Source organism: Variovorax sp. OV700 (assembly GCF_900099805.1).
Classification (GTDB): domain Bacteria; phylum Pseudomonadota; class Gammaproteobacteria; order Burkholderiales; family Burkholderiaceae_C; genus Variovorax.
Window position 1 is genome coordinate 333,766 of sequence record NZ_FNDR01000001.1, and the last position, 20,490, is coordinate 354,255.

Below are 20,490 nucleotides of genomic sequence, written 5' to 3' on the forward strand. Positions count from 1 at the left end.
GCTTGAACACACGCCTCAGTCTCGGCGTGGCCGCGGTGGTCCTTGCGGCCACCTTCGCCATTGCCACCGTGGCATTGCAGCTGGTGAAGACGAGCATGAAGGCCTCGATCGAAAACGAAGCGTTCGCGCGGCTGTCGGCCATTGCAAATACAGTAGATCAAAAGTTCGTCAGCCGGCGCACCCTGCTCGAAACCTTTGCCGACAGCGTGACGACCAACGACTTCCCGGACGCGGCAACGCTGCAGGCTTTTGTCGAAAAGCACCCGTCGCTTCGGAAGGCCTTCAGCAACGTCGCATTCTTTACGGCCGACGGCGATCTGATCGCGAGCCTCAGCGGTGCGCAGCAGCCCGGCAGGGTGAACATCAAGGACCGGCCCTACTTTCAGCAGACGCTCGCCGCCAAGGCAAGCGTCATCTCCGAACCTTATCTGAACCGGCTCACCGGCCTGGCACAGATCGCCCTGACCGAACCGGTGCTCGATCCTGCGGGCCGTGTGAAGTATGTGATCTCGGGGGCCATCGACCTGAAGGAACGGAACATCCTGGGCGAGCTTGCCGACGTGAAATTCGGCCGGACCGGCTACCTGTTCATCACCAGCACCGACGGTGCCGTGATCGACCACCCGCGCACCGAGCGCATCGTCAACCAGACGGGCCTGAAGGGGGTCGGCAACCCCGAGATCGAACGTCCGATGGAAGGCTACGAAGGCGCGACCGAGGGCGTCAACCATGCGGGTGTGCACGGGCTGTATGCCTTCAAGCGGCTGCGCGAGACCAACTGGGTCATGGGGTCCATGTATCCCAGCAAGGAAGCCTTCGCGCGGGTCGACGCCATCGAGCGTTCTGCATGGATGGGGGCGGTGGTGCTGGCAGTGGTCGCCGGCGCCGCCGCACTGGGCCTCGTGCGCCGGCAGCTCAGGCCGCTCACGCACCTGCACCGGCACATGCTCGACGTGGACAACCCGGCCCTCGAAACGGCTGGGCCGCGCACCTATCCGCGCGACGAGATCGGCGACATTGCGCGCACCTTCGACACGCTGATGTGGCAACGCAAATCGAGCGAGAAGTTCCTGCGCGACATCACCGACAACCTGCCCGCGATGGTGTCGCACGTCGATGCGCAAGGCCGCTACACCTTCGTGAACGCACCGCTCTGCAAGAAGCTCGACCGCGGCGCGGCGCAGCTGATCGGGCGGCAGGCACAAAGCTTCGGCGAAGACGATGCGGCCATGAAGGCCGGCGTCGAGCGCGTGCTGGCCGGCGAGGCCGTCAGTTTCGAGAGGCGGGGCGATGCGAGCCGCGGCGAACACGACCGCTACTTCCAGACCGAGCTCATTCCCGATCTCGACAAGGCCGGACAGGTTCGCGGCTACTACGCCATGACCTCCGACGTGACGGAGCGCAAGCGCATCGAATTCAGCCTGGCGCACAGCGAAGCGCAGGTGCGCATCATCGCGGACAACATTCCTGCGCTGGTGTCGCACGTCGATGCGTCGCTCAAATACACCTTCGTCAATGCACAGGTCATGGCGCTGCACAGAGAGCGTGCGATGGTCGGCCGGTCGATGCCCGAGGTCCGGGGCCCGGCCGATTTCGCGATCGTTGCGCCCGCCTACGAGCGCGCGCTGGCCGGCGAAACGGTGGTCATCGAGAAAGCCGGCGACGCAGCGCTTGGCATCGGCGAGCGGACCTTCAAGGCCCACTACATTCCCGACCAGGACGCGAACGGCGTGGTGCAGGGCGTGTTCGCCATGACCTTCGACATCACCGACGAAGTGAACATACGCAAGGCCCTGACCGCGCAGGAAAAGCGGCTGCGCGACGTGACCGACAGCATTCCAGCGCTGGTGGGCTACTTCGACAGCAACGAGAACTGCCTGTTCGCCAACAGCCGCGCGCGGCGCATGGCTGGCCTGGGCGATGGCCCGCTCGACGGCGTGACCCTGCGCTCGTCCGTGGGCAAGGCGGTGTACCGGCAGCAGCGGCCCTACCTTCCGCTGGTGCGCGAGGGCAAGTCGGTGCGCTTTCCGGTCCAGGCCCCGCTCTACGGAAAGACCGGCTACTTCCAGGTCAACCTGATTCCAGACATGGACGCCGAGGGAAAGTTCGTCGGCTTCTATCTCATGACCTTCAACATCACCGCGCTGAAGCAGGCGGAACTGCGCCAAGCGGAAAGCGAGATGCGCCTGCGCACCATCACCGACAACCTGCCGGCGCTCATCACCTACATCGATCGCGACGAAAAAATCACCTTCGCCAACGCCACGTATCGGGAGTGGATGGGCGTGGACCCCGCCCGACTTCTGGGCCGCCATGTGAGCGAGGTGGCGGGCGAGGAACTTTATCTTTCGCGCAAGGCCATGATCGCGCGCGCGCTGGCCGGCGAGCGCGTGGAGTTCGAGGCCAAGACCCGGACGAAGGACTTCGACCGCACGACCCGCGTGAGCTACGTGCCCGACATCGGTCCCGACGGCGTCACGCGCGGCATCTTCTCGCTCAGCCTGGACATCAGCGCCTTGAAGGCGGTGGAGCGCCAGCTGATCGACCTGGCCCGCCTCGATCCGCTCACGGGCTTGTCGAACCGGCTCGCCTTCAACGAATATCTGCCCAGCGCCCTGGCCCGCGCCCAGCGCTCGGGCAACGCGCTGGCGGTGTTGTTTCTGGACGTCGACCATTTCAAGACCATCAACGACACCTTCGGCCATGCGACCGGCGACGGTGTGCTGGTGGAATACGCCAAGCGCCTGCTGGCCAGCGTGCGAAGCACCGACACGGTCGCGCGCCTGGCCGGCGACGAGTTCGTGGTGGTGCTGGAAAACGTGCACACGCGCGAAGCCGCCGTGGCCGTGGCACGAAAAATCGTCCAACAGATCGGCACCTCGGCCTTCGAGCTCGACGGCCAGAGCCTCAGGGTCACCACCAGCATCGGCATTGCGTTTCACCAGCCCACCGAAACGGCCGTCACCGACGCCGCCATCACCGACGCCGACCTGCTGGCGCGCGCCGACGCCGCGCTCTACCGCGCCAAGTCGGCGGGCCGCAATACCTTCGGGTTTTCGGATTGATGCGCCCGCATCGACCAGGCCACCTTCATTCTGAGAACTTTCGTAGTGCCGAATTGCGCCCGCGCGGAGGCGGCGCCGCTCTCTTGCTGACAAGCCCGGCCGGCCCCAGCAGAATCGCCCCACAGGAGATCCATTCATGTCCCCCACAGAAGTCGTCACGCCCGAGCAATTGCTGCATGCGCTGGAGGTTCAAAGCCACATGCCGATCCTGCGTATCGGCCAGGCACTGATGGCGCTCGGCGTCCTCACCGAAGAGCAGTTGCGCGCAGGCCTGGAGCAGCAGAAGCTCGACCGCAGCGTGCCGCTCGGCGAGACGCTGGTGCGCATGGGCGTGGTCACCAGGGCCCAGCTGCAGGCCGCGCTCGTGCGCAAGATGGGCTATCCGCTGGTGAACCTGCACGTGTTCCCGGTGGCAGTGGACGCCTTGCGAACCATCACGCACGGCGCAGCGCGGCGCCTGCAGGTCATGCCGCTCATGTTCCACGAGGGGCGCCTCATTCTTGCGCTCGACGATCCGGCCAGCCGGCACGCGGCAATCGACGAAGTGGAGTTCATCACGCAGATGAAGGTGGTGCCGGTGATCGGGGAATGCCTGGTGCTGGACACCGTGCTCTACAAGGCCTACGGAAAGCTCGGCCAGGACACTCCCGATCCCACCATCGTCCACGACCCCTCGCGGCCGCTCGACTTCGACGGAGCAGGTACCAGCGAACTGCTGGTCACCCTGGAGAAGGAAGAGCGCGCTCCGGTGGTCGAAGAGGCGCCCATCGAACAGTCGGACAACTCGCTGGTGCGAATGATCAACAGCATGATCATCGACGCGCACCGCGAAGGCGCGTCGGACATCCACATCGAAAGCTATCCCGGCCAGGAGAAGACCCGCATCCGGTTCCGCCGCGACGGGCGGCTGCACACCCACCTGGAGCTGCCGGCCACCTACCGCAACGTGGTGGTGGCGCGCATCAAGATCATGTGCGACCTGGACATCAGCGAAAGGCGCAAGCCGCAGGACGGCAAGATCAATTTCGCCAAGTATTCGCCGCAGCACCGCATCGAACTGCGCGTGGCCACCATTCCCACGGCCAACGGCCTCGAAGATGTGGTGATGCGGATCCTGGCCTCGGCGCAACCCATTGCGCTGGACAAGCTCGGGCTCTCGCAGCGCAACCTCGCGCAGTTCAAGAAGGCGGTCGAACGCCCCTACGGCATGGTGCTTTGCGTGGGCCCCACGGGCTCGGGCAAGACCACCACGCTGCACTCGGCGCTCATGCACATCAACACGCCCGAGCGAAAGATCTGGACCGCCGAGGACCCGGTCGAAATCACCCAGCCCGGCCTGCGCCAGGTCCAGGTCAATCCGCGCATCGACTGGACCTTTGCCAAGGCGCTGCGGGCTTTCGTGCGCGCCGATCCCGACGTGATCATGGTCGGCGAAATCCGCGACGAGGAAACCGCCAAGACGGCCATCGAGGCCTCTCTCACCGGCCACCTCGTGCTGTCGACGCTGCACACCAACAGCGCGCCCGAAACCGTGACGCGGCTGCTCGACATGGGCATGGACCCGTTCAATTTTGCAGATTCGCTGCTGGCCGTGCTGGCGCAGCGGCTGGTGCGCCGCCTCTGCACCCATTGCATCCAGAGCCGGCCCATGCGCGCCGAAGAGGTCGAGGAACTGCTGGCCGACTACATGCATTCATTCGCCGCGCACGATGCCATGCAGGCCGAGCGCGAGTTGGTACACAAGCACTGGCTCGGCCAATATGGCCGCGACGGGCAGCTGCACGCCTTCACGAGCACCGGATGCCCGCATTGCGACAGCACCGGTTTCAACGGGCGCGTCGGCATTCACGAACTGATGGTGATCTCCAGGACGCTGCGCCGCCTGGTCCAGAACGGCGCCCGCGCGGAGGAACTGCAGGACGCCGCCATGCAGGAAGGCATGCGCACCCTGCGCCAGGACGGCATCGACAAGGTTCTTGCGGGCAAGACCACCATCGAAGAGGTCCGCGCAACCAGCAACATGTGAGTCGGCGCCCGAAGGCGCGGCCCGTGCCTCCGCCTCAGGCGGCGTCCCACGCCACCGGCGGCAGCGTGGCGATGGCGGGCCGGGCGAACAGGAATCCCTGGAACAGTTCCACGCCCAGCGACTGGAGCGCGTGCACTTCGTCGGAAGACTCGACGCCTTCTGCAACGGCACGAATGCCGAGCTCCAGGCAGGTGCCGACAAGGCCCCGCACGATGCTGAGCCGGACCGGGTCGTTGTGAATGTTGCGCACCAGGCCCATGTCGATCTTCACCACGTCGGGCTGGAACTCCGCGAGCAGTTCGAAGCCCGCATAGGCGGCGCCGAAGTCGTCGATGGCCGAGGTGAAGCCATAGCCCTTGTAGGTGCGAAAGGCGGCCGCCAATGCCGGCAGGTCGGCCACGCGTTCGCCTTCGGTGATCTCGAACATCAGGCGGTGGACCGGAAAGTTGCAGCGCTCGGCGGCCGCCATGGCCGTATGAAAACACTCTGTCTGCCCGGCCACGTCGTTGGGCATGATGTTGAGGCTGAGCTTCGATTGCATGCCCAGTTCGGATGCAGTTTCAATGGCCTTCACGCGGCAAGCTTCATGAAACGCGAACCGGTGCTGCGGATTCACGCGCGAGAAGACTTCCAGGGCGCCCTCGCCCGAGGCGCCCCGCACCAGCGCTTCGTGCGCAAAGATTTCCCGCCGCTCGAAATCCACGATGGGCTGAAAGGCCATGACGAACCCGGCGTCGAAACCCCGGGAAAAGCTGGCATCGGCCGTTGCTCCGGTAATCACTGGAATGGATCCTCAGGAATGGGCCAAGTAATTGAATAGTGCACAGTCTTCAAATGTAACCTCTCTGTCACCATTCCGGTTAACCGTGGTTTTTCCGCCGCAGTTTCCAATTTCCCGCGCTCAAGCCCAGCGCGCGGGCAGCGCCAGTTCGACCCACGCTGGCGCGTGATCGCTTGCGCCGGGCCGCCCGCGCACCTCGCGGTCCACGTTCGCGTCGACCAGCAGGGGCGCCAGTTCGTCGTTCAGCAGAAGATGGTCGATGCGCAGCCCTGCGTTGCGCGGCCACCGGTTTCGCCAATAGTCCCAATAGGTGTAGACCGCCTCGCCCGGATGTCGGGCGCGGATGGCGTCGGTCCACCCCTGCTCGAGCAGCCGCGCGAAGGCGGCGCGGCTTTCGGGCTGCAGCAGCGCATCGTCGCGCCACGAGGCCGGGTTGTAAATATCGGCGTCGGTAGGCACCACGTTGAAATCACCGGCCAGCACGGCCGGCATGCCGCAGTTGAAGAGACGCCCCGCATGGGCGTTCAGCCGCTCGAACCATTCGAGCTTGTAGTCGAACTTGGGGCCGGGCTGTGGGTTGCCGTTGGGCAGGTACAGGCAACCGACGATCACGCCGTTGACCACGGCTTCGATGTACCGGCTCTGGCTGTCTTCGGAATTGCCGTCGAGGCCGCGGCCGGTCTCGATCGGTTCGCTTCCACGCGCGAGGAGGGCCACGCCGTTCCAGGAGCGCTGCCCGTGGAACACCACGCCGTAGCCCGCTTCGCGGATCGCGGCCGCGGGAAAGCCCATGTCGGGCGCCTTGAGCTCCTGCAGGCATGCGACATCGGGGCGGGACTCGGCCAGCCACTCCAGGAGGCGCGGCAACCGGCCATTGACGCCGTTGACGTTGAAGGTCGCGATCTTCATGGACTCTGCATCGAAGAAGAACCGGATTCCGGATCATGGCCCTGAAGCCGCCCCGGCCATGTCGGAGAACACGCCCTGCGGGGAGCCCGGCGCCCCCTGCCGATCGCCGGCTTCCGTCAGGCCGTCTTCGCGCCCTTTTCGTACCAGCCCTGCGACCTGTTGACCACCGCGACCACCAGCAGCATCACAGGCACTTCAATCAGTACCCCGACCACCGTGGCCAGCGCGGCGCCCGACTGGAAGCCGAACAGGCTGATGGCCGTGGCCACCGCAAGCTCGAAGAAGTTGCTGGCGCCGATGAGTGCCGACGGGCCGGCCACGCAATGCGCCACGCCCAGCTTGCGGTTGAGCACATAGGCCAGGCCGGAATTCACGAACACCTGGATCAGGATGGGCACCGCAAGCAGCGCAATCACCAGCGGCTGCCGCAGGATGGCCTCGCCCTGGAAGGCGAACAGCAGCACCAGCGTGAGCAGCAGCGCCGAGATCGACCACGGCCCCAGCCGCGCCGCAACCGCCTGGAAGTGCGCCGCGCCCTTCTTGAGCAGATGCTTGCGCAGCAATTGCGAAATGATCACCGGCACCACGATGTACAGGCCCACCGACGTCAGCAGCGTGTCCCACGGCACCGTGATCGACGAGAGCCCGAGCAAGAGCGCGACCACGGGCGCGAAGGCCACCACCATGATCGCGTCGTTGAGCGCCACCTGCGACAGCGTGAAGTACGGATCGCCCCTGCACAGCTGGCTCCAGACGAACACCATCGCGGTGCAAGGCGCCGCGGCCAGCAAGATGAGGCCCGCGATGTAGCTGTCGAGCTGCCCTGGCGGCAGCAGCGGCGCGAACACGTGGCGAATGAAAATCCAGCCGAGCAGCGCCATCGAGAAAGGCTTCACCGCCCAATTGATGAAAAGCGTGACACCGATGCCGCGCCAATGCGCCCTGACCTGGCCGAGCGCCGCGAAGTCGATCTTCAGCAGCATGGGGATGATCATCACCCAGATGAGCACGCCTACCGGCACGTTGACCTTGGCCACCTCCAGCGACGCGATGCCGCGGAACACGCCCGGCAGCCACTGGCCGAGCGCAATGCCGGCCACGATGCACAGCGCGACCCAGATCGTGAGGTAGCGTTCGAAGAAGCCGATGGCGGGGGGCGGTGCGGAAGATGCGGACGGCACAACGGCGGCGGGATTGGCGCTCATGAAAGAAACGGCCTCGCCATGGCGACCTGGGCCTTTGGATGGATACGCAGTTGCTTCATTTTTTTCGTTCATTCAGCATGCACAGGCCTGCGCTGCGTGCGGCAGGCACGCCTCGCCCTGGCAGCAGTTTTCCGTCAGGTAGCCGATGAGCGCGTTCATCTGCTCGAACGCGGCGCGGTAGATCAAGTTGCGGCCGCTTCGCTCTTGTGTCACCAGCCCGGAATGGGCCAGCTCCTTCAAGTGGAACGACAGGCTGGTGGCCTGAACGCCGAGCGCATCGACCAGCGCACCGGGCGTGAGCCCCGCCGGGCCCGCCACCACCAGGGCGCGAAACACCTGAAGGCGCACGGGTTGGGCTAGCGCTGCAAGCGACTTGACGATGTCTTGTTCTTCCATATTTCAATAATAGTTGCATAATTGTAAGAATGCAATCACCGACCTCCTCCATCACCATCTTTCACAACCCGGCGTGCGGCACGTCGCGCAACACGCTGGCGATGATCCGCAATAGCGGCGAAGAGCCGCAGGTCATCGAATACCTGAAGACGCCGCCCGGCAAGGAAACGCTGCGCGAAATGCTCGCCGCAATGAGCATGGCGCCGCGCGCCCTGCTGCGCAAGAAAGGCACGCCGTACGAAGAGCTCGGCCTGGACGATCCGAAGTGGACGGACGAGCAGCTGATCGACTTCATGCTCGCGCACCCGATCCTCATCAACCGACCCATCGTGGTCACGCCGCTCGGCACGCGGCTGTGCCGCCCCTCCGAAGAGGTGCTCGACATCCTGCCGGCGCCGCAAAAAGGCGCGTTCACCAAGGAAGACGGCGAAGCCGTCATCGATGCGGAGGGCCGCCGTGTCGATCGCCCTGCGTGAACTCCCCAACATCGACGCCGAGCTGTTCGACCGGCCCTCGTCCGAGCGACTGGCCAGCGCGACATCGCCGCGGCATGCACCGCGCTTCCTGCTGCTCTACGGCTCGCTGCGCGAGCGTTCTTACAGCCGCCTCTTGACCGAAGAAGCGGCGCGCCTGCTCGAGGCGATGGGCGGCGAAACGCGCATCTTCGATCCCGCCGGCCTGCCGTTGCCGGACAGCGCACCGGACGATCACCCCAAGGTGCAGGAGCTGCGCACGCTCGCGCAATGGGCCGAAGGCATGGTGTGGTGCTCGCCCGAGCGTCACGGGTCCATGACCGGCATCATGAAGGCGCAGATCGACTGGATCCCGCTCAGCGTGGGTGCCGTACGGCCGACGCAGGGCAAGACGCTCGCCGTCATGCAGGTGTCGGGTGGATCGCAGTCGTTCAATGCGGTGAACCAGTTGCGCGTGCTCGGGCGCTGGATGCGCATGCTGACCATCCCCAACCAGTCGTCCGTTGCCAAGGCCTTCCTCGAATTCGACGAAGCCGGCCGCATGAAGCCTTCTTCGTACTACGAGCGGGTGGTCGACGTGATGGAAGAACTCGTGAAGTTCACGCTGCTCACGCGCGGCGCCGCCGACTACCTTGTCGACCGCTACAGCGAGCGCAAGGAAAGCGCCGAGCAGCTTTCCAAGCGGGTGAACCAGCGCGCCATCTGAGGCTTTGGCCCGACAATCGGCGCCCATGAACGCCAAGCCCTCGGCGGCCACGCCGGCCCCGCCATCGTCCGTGCCGCGCCCCATCCGCACTGCAGCCAGTCTGATTCTCTTGCGCGACAGCGCCCACGGCATGGAAGTGCTGCTGCTGCGCCGCGCCGAAAAAGCCGACGACCAGAACAGCGGCGCCAGCGTGTTCCCGGGTGGCGTGGTCGACACGCACGACCGCAGCCTGCACCTGATGTGCAAGGGGCTGGACGATGCCGCGGCCAGCACGCGCCTGGGCCTGCCCGATGGCGGCCTTGATTACTACGCCGCCGCGGTGCGCGAATGCTTCGAGGAGGCCGGCATCCTGTTCGCGGGCGACAGCGAAGACCGCCTGGTCGAACTCGACCAACTGCCCGCCGGCCGGCTCGAGGCCATGCGCCATGCGGCCCAGCAAGGCACCGATGCGCTGCTTGCCATGTGCGACGCACAAGGCTGGCGTCTCGCGATGGACCGGCTGGCCTATTTCAGCCACTGGCTGACGCCGCCCGGCATGCCGCGCCGGTTCGACACCCGCTTCTTCATCGCGGCGATGCCGCCCGCACAAAACGTGAAGCCCGATGGCCGCGAGATCGTCGAACACATGTGGCTGAAGCCGGCCGAAGCAGTGGAAACTCGCCGAGGGCTCAAGCTGATGAACGTGACGCGGCGCACGCTCGAGCAACTGGCACGTTTCGACAGCGCCGACCACTGCATGGCCCATGCGCGCGCCCTCACCGGGATTCCGCTCAACATGCCGCGCGTGGCCGATGGGCCCGCAGGCCGCCGCGCCGTGAACATCGAAGAAGCCGCGTATGAGGAGATCGGCCGACTCGACCCCGATGGCCGAGGCGATGCGCGCTATGCACTCAAGGCCGGCCTGGTCACCCAGCTCTCGGCGCGCATCCACCGCGTGGCCGGCGAGGCGGGCTCGCCGCACAGCTATTTTGTCGGCGGCGAAAGCGGCCAGTGGGCATTGATCGACCCCGCGCCGCGCTGCTCGGCGCAGGGCCAGGCGGCTCCCGGGTCCGTGCGCTGGCTGCTCTCGACAGCGGCGCGCACACAGGAATCGGCCGCATCGCTCGACGAACTTCGATCTGCATCATGGCCGAACGCCGCGGTGCTGTGGCCGGAACATGGCCAGACCCTCGACCTGGGCGGCGCCACGTTGCGCGTCCTGCAGCCGGGGCCGGCGGACGATGGCGCGGCCGCGCGCCAGTTTCTGCTGGCCGAGGAACGCACCCTTTTCACCGGCACAGCGGTCATGCCCGCGGTGCACGCGAATGACAAAGTCGAGTGGATCGCGCCCGCAAGCGGCTTCATCTTCCGCACATCGGCTGATTGATCGTCGACGCCGGGCCAGCCCGCGGCATCACAGCTTGCCGATGGCCGCCTTGAGTTCATCGAGCGAAGCGGGTTTGGGCAAATGCGCGTTGAAGCCTGCTTCGAGCGCGCGGCGCGCATCGGCGCGCCGGCCGAAGCCTGACATGGCAATGGACCGCAGCTCGCGCGTGGCAGGCCGCCGCCGCACCTCCGCAATGAACTGGTAGCCGTCCATCTCGGGCATGCCCAGGTCCGACACCAGCAGGTCGTAGCTGTTCGTCTCGAGCAGCTCCAGGCCCTTCTTTGCGCTTGGCGCCACGTCGACAATGGCACCCTCGAGCCGCAGCACCTCGGCGAACGGAGCCAGCGCATCGGCGTAGTCGTCCACCGCGAGCACGCGCCATCCGCTGAGGTCGACCTCAGCCGGCGTCTTGTGCGCCGGGGGCTCCACATGCGCCCCCACCCGCGGCAGCCAGACGTCGAACTCTGCGCCCTTCCCCAGTCCCGCCGAATGCACCTCCACCCGGCCACCGTGGGCCCGCGTCAATTCGCTGACCAGGGCCAGGCCAATGCCAAGGCCACCGTTGGGTGGCGTGGCGTCGCTGCTCGCCTGGTTGAACATGCCGAACACGTGCGGAAGAAATTCCGGTGCAATGCCGCAGCCGGTGTCGCCCACCTTGAGCCAGCCAAAATCTTCGTCGCCTGCCACGCGGACCGAAATACGCCCGCCATCGGGCGTGAACTTCACTGCGTTGCTCAACAGGTTCCACACGATCTGCTCGATGCGCACACGGTCGCCATCGCAGACCACGCCGGCTTCGCAGTCCGCCTCCAGCGTGAGCTTCTTGCCGGCCGCGCCACTTACCGCGGCGTGCGCCGTGGCCTGCACGAGCTCGCCCAGGTCGACGGCCACGCGGTTCAGCCGCAGCTTGCCGGTGCGGATGCGCGAGAGATCGAGCAGGTCGTTGATGATGCGCGTCTGGCTGGCCACGGCGCGCTTGATGGTTTCGCCGACACGCCGCACGGACGGGTTCTCGGCGGTGGCCGGCATGTGCATCAAGAGCTCGGCGTTCATCTGGATCAGGTTGAGCGGCTGCTTCAGTTCGTGCGACATCACGGCCAGGAACTTGTCCTTGAGCTCATTGGCCATCTGCGCGCTGAGGCTGGCCTTCTTTTCCTTGAAGAGCCGATGCTCCTGGGCGAGCTCATGCTGCTTGGTACCCGTCATGTCGCGCGCGATCTTGGCGAAGCCGCCGCCTGCGGCGGGTTCCAGCGGCGTCGTCACGCCACTGCAGAAAAAGCGGCTGCCGTCCTTGCGCTGGTGCCAGCGTTCGTCCTCGGAGCGGCCCGACTCCAGTGCGCGCCGCATTTCCTTTTCGGGCACGCCGTTCGCCTGATCCTCGGCCGTGAAGATCGTCGCAAGCGGCTTGCGCAGCATTTCTTCTTCAGAGTAGCCGAAGATGCGCCGGGCACCCGCATTCCAAGTCGCGATCAAGCCCTTCTCATCGGTCGTAATGATGGCGAAGTCCCGCGTGGTTGCTGCCACCAGCCGCAGCCTTTCTTCGCCTGCACGCACCTGCTCTTCGGCGGCGGTCAGGTCGGTGATGTCGAAGAAATTGAGGATCGCACCTTCGATCTTGTCTTCCGCCGTGCGGTACGGGAGTATCCGCGCCAGGTAGTGCCGCCCTTGCGTGCTGGTCACGTGGCGTTCGGTGCTGCGCAGCTCCTTGAAAGCCGCGGCTGTGTCGTCCGCCAGCTCCGGGTAGTCAAGCCGGCTGGTGATGTCGAACAGCGGGCGCCCGAGGTCCGAGGCAATCAGGTTGAACAGGTTGCTCGCATGCGGCGTGAAGCGCTTGACATGCATGCCGCGGTCCACGAACACGGTCGCAATCTCGGACGAGGTGATCAGGTTCTGCAGGTCGTCGTTGATGCGGCCACGCTCTTCCACCTTCATCTTGAGCTCGAAGTTCACCGTCACCAGCTCCTCGTTCATCGACTGCAGCTCTTCCTTGCTGGTCTCGAGTTCTTCGGTGGCGGAGCGCAGCTCCTCGTTGATTGCCTGCAGTTCCTCGTTGGAGGCCTTCAGTTCCTGGGTCGATGTCTCGGCGCCTTCGATGGTGTCCTGCAGATGCAGCTTGAGCTGGCGCATCTCGCCTTCCATCTGGCCGATGAGCAGCTCGCGCGCCGCGTCGGCCGGCTCGCCGCTTTCCGCGCGCATGCTGTCTTCCACCTCGTCGAACACCACGAGCGTGAGCTGTGGTGCGCCTTCCTTGCCGTCGTCCTCCTTCTGCGGCTGCAGCGGCCGCACCGTGATGTTGAGGAACACCTGCCGCCCGTCGTCGCGCCTTTGCACCAGGCGGGTCTCCACGCTGCGGGCCGTCTGCGCGGCCTTGAAGAGCGCGGTTCGCAGCTCCAGGCGCAAATCGGGCCGCACGTTGTTCAGCAGGTTGTTCGACGGCTCGCCGCTTGCCCTCTCGAGAAATCGGCCCACGCCGTTGGACAGGTGCAGCACCTCGTGCTCGCTGTTGATCAGCACGCTCGGCGGGGAGAACTGTTCCAGCGCGCGCTGGTGCAGCTCCGCAAAGCTCAGCCGTTCAGAGCGCTTGGGGGAGCGCAGCGCCTCCATCGGTCCGGCCCAGCCGGGCTTGAGCGGCGCATCGCTGATGAGCGGCATGTGGCGCCCGGGCGGCAGCTCCGGGTTCACGCGGTAGATGCGGTTCTTCTTGTCGACCGAGGTGAACAGGCTGCCCACCGCATCGATCGATTCCGAAGTGCCCAGAAACAGATAACCGCCCGGCCGCAGCGCGATGCGGAACATCTCCAGCACATGGGTCTGCGCCGCACGGTCGAGATAGATCAGCAGGTTGCGGCAGCAGATGATGTCCAGCCGCGAAAACGGCGGGTCGCGCAGCAGGTTGTGAAGCGCAAAGAGCACCGGCTCGCGCACCGAGGTCGCGACGCGGTACTGGTCCTGCTCGGCCACGAGGAATTGCTGCAGCCGCGCGGGCGAAATATCCTCTGCAATGCCCTGCGGATAGAGGCCCTTGCGCGCCGCGGCAATGGCGCGCTCATCGATGTCAGTGGCAAAGATCTGGATGTCGAGCGGCTTGGACTGCAGGTGCACCTGCTCGCGCAGCAGCATGCTCAGCGAATAGGCTTCCTCGCCCGTGGCGCAGCCCGCCACCCAGGCGCGCACCTGCTCGCGGGGCTGCTTGCTCGAGATCAGCTGGGCAAGCGCGTCGCGCTCGAGCGCTTCGAAGGCCTCGGGGTCGCGGAAGAAGTTGGTCACGCTGATGAGCATGTCCTGCAGCAGCGGTCCCGCCTCCTCGGGATGTTCGCGCAGGAAGTCGCGATACGCCGGCAGATCGGCCAGGCGATTCACCTGGAGCCGGCGTTCGATGCGGCGCAACACCGTGGCGCGCTTGTAGTGGAGAAAGTCGTGCCGCGTGTAGGTGCGCAGAAGCGCCATGATCTCCTGCAACGCCTTCTCGGCCTGCCTGGTCGCGTCGCCGCTGTCGTCGGCCGCCCGGGCGGGTTCCGCCTGCTCGTCGCCAGGCATGCGAATGCGCTGGGCATTGCGCCAATGCTCGACCAGGCGCGGGCCCATCTCGGCCGCGGGCAGCACGATGTCCACCATGCCGGTGCCGATGGCCGCGCGCGGCATGCCGTCGTGCGCCGCGTCGTCGGGCGACTGCGCCATGGCCAGGCCGCCGCTCTCCTTCACGCGCGTGAGCCCGACCGCGCCGTCGCTTCCGGTGCCGGACATCACGATGCAGACGGCCCTCTCCTTGTGCACCTCGGCCATGGTGCGAAAGAACACGTCCACCGCCACTTGGTGCCCCGTGGCGCGTTCGTTGGGAGCGGCCCGCACGTAGCCATCGTTCATGGTCAGCTCGACACCCGGCGGAATCACGTAGACATGGTTCGCTTCCACCGGCACCGGCTTTGTGACCTGCGTCACCGGCATTTGCGCGGAACGCTGCAAGATCTCTGCCGCGTTGCTCTCGTGCTTGGGCGAAAGGTGCAGGATCACGACAAACGCCATGCCCGGGTTGGCCGGCATCTGCTCAAAAAAACGGATCAATGCTTCCAGCCCCCCCGCGGAGGCACCGATACCGATGACCGGGAAACTCAGGGTACTGGGCGTGAGCTTTCGTTCATCGCTGGCGGGAGAAGGCGAAGGCGGATTCGATGTGGGCATTGAATGTCGGTTGCGGAGCCGGAGCCCCGGGCTTGCCGTGCGCTCGTTCGATCCTGAAATTTTGCCCCCTGCCAGTGCCGCATTCCGGTTTTTTGGGCCGATTTTTCACCCATTTTTGCCTCTCCGGGGCTTGCGAGCGGGCCACCTCCGCTGCCATCAGGGTTTTCGAGATTGGCGGGAGAAAAAGACGCCCGGCCACGGCCTGCAAAACTTGCCGCAAATAGCGGCGCAGGCGGGAACCCGCCACGCCGCGCGCCGCGATCGCCTGACCGCGGCGGCTCCTCCATGCTGCCTGCTTATTCCTGGGGCCGTTCGGCGGCGAGTCCCTGTCCGTTGAGACTCTTGGCCCGCGCATGGCGGGCCTCCTCGGGGGTGAATTCATGGGCGCGTCCCAACTCGTGGGCGGTGCGCCCGCCTTGCCTGGCAATCTCCCGCTGGCGTTCGGGATCCATCCCTGCAAAGCCGCGCCGGGAACGGATGCGCCCTTCTTGATCGTTCATTGAATGCTTTCCTTCTATCCGCGAACCCAGCGCGGGCCTGTGCGCGCAACCTTTGCGCGTCGATCCGCCATTCGGCAAGCGGCGTGCCTGCCTCAGTCCGCGTCGAAGTTCGCCGGGCTCGGCGCCCTCATCGTGAGCTTGCGAAGTGCAGCGCTCGCGGCAGCCAACTCGTCTGCTTCGCGCAGGGAGTTTTCGGCGCTGCCGACACCCTCCGCCTTCTGGACCAGAGCCAGCCGCCGCAAGATGGATTCCTTCTCCTGCAATGTTCGCAGGCCAGTCCACAGCGCGGCGTCGGTCACCAGTTCCTGCGTGGCGGCCAGGCTGCGCATGCTGAAGGCGTGGCCCGTGTGGCAACGGTAGCGCACGAGGCGCTTGTCGTTCAGTTCGAACAGCACGCCCCCGCAGTCGGGGCAGCTGAACATCGAGGGTTTGCCGATCGCTTTCAGGTTTTCCACGGCACGATCTCCCAGCGCCACAGCGTATTCGCGGCGCAGCGTTGCGGGCGGCTCGGTGGCCGGCAGTTCGGTGCGTGGCTGGGCCAGCTCGAACAAGAGACGGCCCATCTCCCGCAGTGCGACAACGTGGTCCACCTGTACCGCGGCCATCGCACTCTGCGGCATGCCGGGCTCATGGGCTTCGGCCGGGTCCTGCACGACAGCGATGCCGCCGCAGTCCTTGATGGCGCGCAGGCCGGCACTGCCATCGTCGAGCATGCCGGTGAGAACGACACCCACGGCGCGCGGGCCGCAATCCAGCGCAGCGGAGCGAAAAAGCGGATCGATTGCGGGGCGGGCATGGTGCTCCTTGGGTCCGCGGGTCAGGCGAACCAGGCCGCCTTCCAGCAGCATGTGATGGTCAGGCGGCGCGATGTAGATGGTGCCCGGCGTCGGCACCTCGCCCTCATTGCCCTCGACCGCGCGGTTGGGGCCCCGGCCGCTGAGCAAGGAAGCGAGCTGGCTGCGGTGAGCACCGATGTGCTGCACGAAGAAAATGGGCGCGGGAAACTCGGCCGGCAGCGCAGCCACGAGATCGAGCATGGCATAGACGCCGCCCGCGGAAGCGCCTATGAAGATGGCCTGCTGTTGTTCGAGGGAGTTCGGCATACCTGACGAGCAAAAGTACGGTGGATTCCTCCTGCGTGGCAAGCGGCGTGCCCGCGGCGTGAGAGGGTTCAGCCGCCCGGCACGGCCGTTCCGTCGCGCGCACGCAGCAGGCGTTGCACGTCGGCCGCAGCCACGGGCTTGACCAAGTGCTCGTCGAAGCCAGCCTCCAGCGCGGCAAACTTGTCCTCGGGCTGGCTCCATCCGGTAGCCGCGACAAGGAGCATGCCGCGCCCCCAGGGCTGCGCGCGAATGCGGCGTGCCACCTCGTGCCCGTCGAGCCCCGGCATGCCGACGTCGAGCACCGCCGCATCGGGCCTGAAGTGCTCCGCCACGCGCAGCGCATCGAGTCCGTTGTCGGCCGTTCTCACGCTGAAGCCGGAGATGGACAGCATGCGCGCCATGCCCCAGAGGGCGTCCACGTTGTCGTCCGCCAGCAGCACGCGCTGCGGGCTTCCTTCGTCCGGACCCGCGGCCGACGAAACCATCGCCGCCAATGCTTGCGCGGGTTCGCTCTCAGCCGGGCGCTGTTCGGCCAGCGGAACGCGCACCGTGAGCCGGCTTCCGAGCCCGAGGCCCCTGCTCTCGCCCGTTGCCGTGCCGCCATGCAGCTCGACGATGTTGCGCACCAGCGCCAGCCCGATGCCCAGGCCGCCCGCCGAGCGCTCCTGCGCATGCACGCTCTGCGTGAACATCTCGAACATCGTGTCGACCGTGTCCGGCTCCATGCCGATGCCGTTGTCGGTGACCGCGAAGACCGCGTCGCCGGACTCCGCATGCAGGGACAGCCGGATCTCGCCCTCGTCGGGCGTGTACTTGGCCGCATTGGAGAGCAGGTTCGAAATCACCTGCGTCAAGCGCATGGGGTCGACGTCGAGCAATATCTCGTCGCCGGAAATATCCAGTTCGAGCCGGTGGCGGCCAAGCTCCACCAGCGGGCCGGTCGCCTCCAGTGCCGCATCGACGATGCCCTGCGCTGCAACGCGTTCACGGCGCAGCTCCAGCCGGCCCCTTCGCAGGCTGGACACGTCCAGCAGATCGCCCAGCAGCACTTTCATGGCGGATGCCTGGCGCCGAACCACACGCGCCGCGCGCGCCTGCTGCGGCGTGGAAAGCGCCTCGGGCGCCAGCAGTTCCGCCGCGCCGCTGATCGAGGCGAGCGGATTGCGCAGCTCGTGCGAGAGCACCGCAAGAAAGCGGTCCTTTGCGGCATCGGCGGCTTCGAGCGCCTTGCGCGCGGCCACCGCGCTCTCGAGCATCAGCCGCAACCGCTCCTCGCTCTCGCGCAGCGCTTCTTCCGCGGCCTTGCGCCCGGTGATGTCCACGAAGGCCAGCACCACGCCGGCAATGCGGTCTTCGATGGTCCGATAGGGCCGCACCCGTGCAAGGTACCAGTTGCCTGCGCTGTCGCCCACTTCGCGCTCGGTGGGCTGCAGCGTCTCGAGCACCCGGCGCGCATCGGCGGCCAGCTGCGGGTAGTGCAGCGGCGTGCTCAGGTCCGAGAGTGGCCGCCCCAGGTCGGCGGCAATCAGCTTGAAGACCGCCACCGCGCTGGGCGTGAAGCGGGTCACGCGCAACTCGCGGTCGAGGAACACGGTGGCAATGGCCGTCGCGCCCATCAGGTTCAGCATGTCGCCGTGTGCCTGGTCGAGATCATCCACCTTGCAGTTGAGCTCGTGGTTGACGGTGGTGAGCTCTTCGTTGACGGTCTGAAGCTCCTCTCGGCTGGTCTCCAGCTCTTCGGTTGCCGAACGAAGCTCTTCGTTCAGGGCGTGCAGTTCTTCGTTGCTCGCCTTGAGCTCCTCGGTGGACGTCTCGTATTGCCCCACGGTTGCGCGCAGCTGCAGCTTCAGGCGCGCGACCTCCCGCTCCAGCTGTTGGGCAACAGATTCCCCGGCCACGCGCGGAACCACGATGGCGTCATCGATCCGATCGCCCAGCTCTTGCTCGGCGTGGCCGGGGTTCATCTCATCCAAGCGCTTTCTCCTAGTTGCAGCGGCTATCGACGTGCCGGCTCCGGTCGGCACGCCGTTTGCCGAGTGGCCATTGCCTTGCGGCGCACCGGAGACACGCAATGAACGAACTCAGCAGCTATTTCGCTCACCATCCACTCGAAAATCCGGCGAACTACCTGGGAACCGACTTCGATCCCGCCGCGGCCGCGGCTTACAGGCTGCGCCTGCGCAGCTGGAAGGAGCGCTATCGCGCGGGTGTGCGCGTCACGGCGGCCACCGCCGCGGGCTCCTCGTCACCCGACCATCGGCACGGCCCGGTGCAGCCGCCGCCACCTTCTCCTCATTGCTGGTACTCCTTCAACCGGTTGTAGAGCGTTTTCATGCTGATGCCGAGCAGCGCCGCGGTTCGCTCCTTGTGGCGCCCGCATCGTTCATAGGTGGCAAGAATGACGCGCCGTTCCACCTCCGCGAGTTGCATTCCCACTTCAACCACGATCTGGTGCTCCCCAGCGTCCAGGGGCGTCGCCGCAGCAGCAGCGCCGTTTTTTTTGCCACCATTGAGAGCCGGCGCATGTGCCTGGCCTTGCGCTATCTCGGGCTCGGCCCGCACATCGATGCTGGCGAATTCCGCGTCGCCGCTGGCGGGTAGCCATTCTTCGTCGATCTTGTCGCCGGACGCCATCACCCAGGCTCGCTGCACCACGTTGCGCAGTTCGCGCACGTTGCCCGGCCAACGGTGCGCCGCCAGCCGCGCCAGCGCCCCCTGGGTGAGATGCTTGGTGCCGCCTTCCTGGCGCCCGAGGTCCTGCAGAAAGCTGTTGGCAATGAGTGCGATGTCGTCGCCGCGTTCGCGCAAGGGCGGCAGCCCGATCGGAAATACGTTGAGGCGGTACAGCAGGTCTTCCCGCATCTTGCCGCGCGCAACCGCTTCGGCGGCGTCGCGGTTGGTGGCCGCAATGATGCGCACGTCGGTCTGCTGCACCTGCGTGGAACCTACCCGCATGAAGGTCCCGCTCTCCAGCACGCGCAACAGTTTCACCTGCAGTTCGGGTGGCATTTCCGTCACCTCGTCCAGAAACAGCGTGCCGCCGTGCGCGCGCTCGAAGAAACCCTGGTGCTGGCGTTCCGCTCCGGTGAAGCTGCCGCGTTCATGGCCGAAGATTTCGCTTTCGACGAGGTGCGGCGACAGCGCCCCGCAGTTGACGGCAAGAAAGGGTTGCTCGCGCCGCCGGCTCAGGTCGTGCACGGCGCGGGCCACCAGCTCCTTGCCCGTGCCGCTCTCACCATGGATGAACACGGTCACGGCCGTCCCGGCCACTCTCGAAATCTGCCGATAGACGCGCTGCATGGGCTGGGATCGGCCGATGAGGTGGCCAAACCGCCCGGTCTCACGCCAGAGCTCCTGCACCTCGTCGAGTTCGGCGCGCAGTTGCGACGGTGCGATCAGGCGCTTGAGCAGGCCTTTCAGATGCTGCGGATTGATCGGCTTCACGAGGTAGTCGGCCGCTCCCAGACGCAGGGCCTTGATGGAGGTCTCGAGGCTCGCCTGCCCGGTCATCAGCACCAGCATGGTGTCGCTCACGATCTCCGGATCGTCCAGCAGATCGAATCCGTTGCCATCGGGCAGATGCAGGTCGAGCAGCAGCAGATCGGGCCGCTGCATGGCGATGAGCCTGCGTGCGGCAGCGATGGCGTGGGCACACATGACGGTGTGTCCTTCGCGTGCGACCAAGGCGGCGATCATCCGCGCCGAATCTTCGTCGTCTTCAACAATGAGTGCGTGGCCCACCTTCGTTCCTGGCGTGATGCCCTCTGTCTTGCACCATGGA

15 protein-coding genes are annotated in these 20,490 nt (G+C 66.1%); 6 read left to right on the plus strand and 9 right to left on the minus strand.

Annotated elements, in window-relative coordinates:
• Window positions 1-2: 2 nt before the first annotated feature.
• Window positions 3-3,065 carry a sensor domain-containing diguanylate cyclase gene (locus BLR24_RS01495; RefSeq protein ID WP_254787125.1) on the plus strand — a complete coding sequence of 1,021 codons (3,063 nt, stop codon included), beginning with the start codon at window positions 3-5 and terminating at the stop codon, window positions 3,063-3,065.
• Between the two features lie 136 nt (window positions 3,066-3,201).
• Window positions 3,202-5,091, plus strand: coding sequence for a GspE/PulE family protein (locus tag BLR24_RS01500; protein WP_093011580.1), 1,890 nt, complete (start codon window positions 3,202-3,204; stop codon window positions 5,089-5,091).
• 34 nt (window positions 5,092-5,125) lie between these two features.
• Here BLR24_RS01500 and BLR24_RS01505 read toward each other — a convergent pair whose 3' ends face one another.
• The 4 genes from BLR24_RS01505 to BLR24_RS01520 form a co-directional block, all read right to left on the minus strand.
• Window positions 5,126-5,872 carry an EAL domain-containing protein gene (locus BLR24_RS01505; protein WP_093011583.1) on the minus strand — a complete coding sequence of 249 codons (747 nt, stop codon included), beginning with the start codon at window positions 5,870-5,872 and terminating at the stop codon, window positions 5,126-5,128.
• 120 nt (window positions 5,873-5,992) lie between these two features.
• On the minus strand, window positions 5,993-6,781 hold the full coding sequence (locus BLR24_RS01510; protein ID WP_093011586.1) for an exodeoxyribonuclease III: 789 nt from the start codon (window positions 6,779-6,781) through the stop codon (window positions 5,993-5,995).
• A 116-nt stretch (window positions 6,782-6,897) separates the two neighbouring features.
• The gene (arsB, locus tag BLR24_RS01515; protein WP_093011588.1) at window positions 6,898-7,986 is read right to left on the minus strand and encodes an ACR3 family arsenite efflux transporter; all 1,089 of its coding nucleotides are present in this window, start codon (window positions 7,984-7,986) and stop codon (window positions 6,898-6,900) included.
• A 72-nt stretch (window positions 7,987-8,058) separates the two neighbouring features.
• Entirely contained in the window at window positions 8,059-8,382 is a 324-nt protein-coding gene (locus tag BLR24_RS01520) for an ArsR/SmtB family transcription factor (protein ID WP_093011590.1), read from the minus strand.
• 29 nt (window positions 8,383-8,411) lie between these two features.
• On the opposite strand from BLR24_RS01520, the gene arsC reads away from it, so the two are divergent.
• From arsC to BLR24_RS01535, 3 genes are read left to right on the plus strand one after another with little or no spacing between them, the layout of a single operon-like run.
• Window positions 8,412-8,858 carry an arsenate reductase (glutaredoxin) gene (gene arsC / locus BLR24_RS01525; RefSeq protein ID WP_093011593.1) on the plus strand — a complete coding sequence of 149 codons (447 nt, stop codon included), beginning with the start codon at window positions 8,412-8,414 and terminating at the stop codon, window positions 8,856-8,858.
• Window positions 8,824-9,561: an arsenical resistance protein ArsH gene (gene arsH, locus BLR24_RS01530; RefSeq protein ID WP_302848479.1), complete on the plus strand. Its 738-nt coding sequence runs from the start codon at window positions 8,824-8,826 to the stop codon at window positions 9,559-9,561. The genes arsC and arsH overlap by 35 nt, the downstream gene beginning before the upstream one ends.
• A 25-nt stretch (window positions 9,562-9,586) precedes the next feature.
• Window positions 9,587-10,927, plus strand: a complete 1,341-nt coding sequence (locus BLR24_RS01535; protein ID WP_254787126.1) for an NUDIX domain-containing protein — start codon at window positions 9,587-9,589, stop codon at window positions 10,925-10,927.
• A 27-nt stretch (window positions 10,928-10,954) separates the two neighbouring features.
• On the opposite strand, the gene BLR24_RS01540 is transcribed toward BLR24_RS01535, so the two are convergent.
• From BLR24_RS01540 to BLR24_RS01555, 4 genes are all read right to left on the minus strand, one after another.
• The gene (locus BLR24_RS01540) at window positions 10,955-15,106 is read right to left on the minus strand and encodes a CheR family methyltransferase (RefSeq protein WP_093011597.1); all 4,152 of its coding nucleotides are present in this window, start codon (window positions 15,104-15,106) and stop codon (window positions 10,955-10,957) included.
• Window positions 15,107-15,402: 296 nt separating this feature from the next.
• A complete protein-coding gene (locus tag BLR24_RS01545) occupies window positions 15,403-15,606 on the minus strand; it encodes a KGG domain-containing protein (protein WP_093011600.1) in 204 nt (67 codons plus the stop codon).
• A 92-nt stretch (window positions 15,607-15,698) separates the two neighbouring features.
• Complete coding sequence (locus BLR24_RS01550) at window positions 15,699-16,709, minus strand: chemotaxis protein CheB (RefSeq protein ID WP_175543138.1); 1,011 nt, start codon at window positions 16,707-16,709, stop codon at window positions 15,699-15,701.
• Window positions 16,710-16,777: 68 nt separating this feature from the next.
• Window positions 16,778-18,673 carry a PAS domain-containing protein gene (locus BLR24_RS01555; protein WP_093011606.1) on the minus strand — a complete coding sequence of 632 codons (1,896 nt, stop codon included), beginning with the start codon at window positions 18,671-18,673 and terminating at the stop codon, window positions 16,778-16,780.
• Between the two features lie 107 nt (window positions 18,674-18,780).
• On the opposite strand from BLR24_RS01555, the gene BLR24_RS01560 reads away from it, so the two are divergent.
• On the plus strand, window positions 18,781-19,032 hold the full coding sequence (locus tag BLR24_RS01560) for a hypothetical protein (protein WP_093011609.1): 252 nt from the start codon (window positions 18,781-18,783) through the stop codon (window positions 19,030-19,032).
• Here the strand turns inward: BLR24_RS01560 and BLR24_RS01565 are convergent.
• A complete protein-coding gene (locus BLR24_RS01565; protein ID WP_093011612.1) occupies window positions 19,002-20,450 on the minus strand; it encodes a sigma-54-dependent transcriptional regulator in 1,449 nt (482 codons plus the stop codon). The two genes, BLR24_RS01560 and BLR24_RS01565, sit on opposite strands and share 31 nt — an antisense overlap.
• Window positions 20,451-20,490 lie beyond the last annotated feature (40 nt).

Excerpts from the sequence above, each read along its gene's own strand:
- BLR24_RS01540 (WP_093011597.1), bottom strand. The coding sequence starts at position 15,106 with ATGCCCACATCGAATCCGCCTTCGCCTTCTCCCGCCAGCGATGAACGA.
- BLR24_RS01545 (WP_093011600.1), bottom strand. The coding sequence starts at position 15,606 with ATGAACGATCAAGAAGGGCGCATCCGTTCCCGGCGCGGCTTTGCAGGG.
- BLR24_RS01560 (WP_093011609.1), top strand. The coding sequence starts at position 18,781 with ATGAACGAACTCAGCAGCTATTTCGCTCACCATCCACTCGAAAATCCG.
- arsC (WP_093011593.1), top strand. The coding sequence starts at position 8,412 with ATGCAATCACCGACCTCCTCCATCACCATCTTTCACAACCCGGCGTGC.
- BLR24_RS01535 (WP_254787126.1), top strand. The coding sequence starts at position 9,587 with ATGAACGCCAAGCCCTCGGCGGCCACGCCGGCCCCGCCATCGTCCGTG.
- BLR24_RS01550 (WP_175543138.1), bottom strand. The coding sequence starts at position 16,709 with ATGCCGAACTCCCTCGAACAACAGCAGGCCATCTTCATAGGCGCTTCC.
- BLR24_RS01500 (WP_093011580.1), top strand. The coding sequence starts at position 3,202 with ATGTCCCCCACAGAAGTCGTCACGCCCGAGCAATTGCTGCATGCGCTG.
- BLR24_RS01555 (WP_093011606.1), bottom strand. The coding sequence starts at position 18,673 with ATGAACCCCGGCCACGCCGAGCAAGAGCTGGGCGATCGGATCGATGAC.
- BLR24_RS01510 (WP_093011586.1), bottom strand. The coding sequence starts at position 6,781 with ATGAAGATCGCGACCTTCAACGTCAACGGCGTCAATGGCCGGTTGCCG.
- arsH (WP_302848479.1), top strand. The coding sequence starts at position 8,824 with ATGCGGAGGGCCGCCGTGTCGATCGCCCTGCGTGAACTCCCCAACATC.
- BLR24_RS01520 (WP_093011590.1), bottom strand. The coding sequence starts at position 8,382 with ATGGAAGAACAAGACATCGTCAAGTCGCTTGCAGCGCTAGCCCAACCC.
- arsB (WP_093011588.1), bottom strand. The coding sequence starts at position 7,986 with ATGAGCGCCAATCCCGCCGCCGTTGTGCCGTCCGCATCTTCCGCACCG.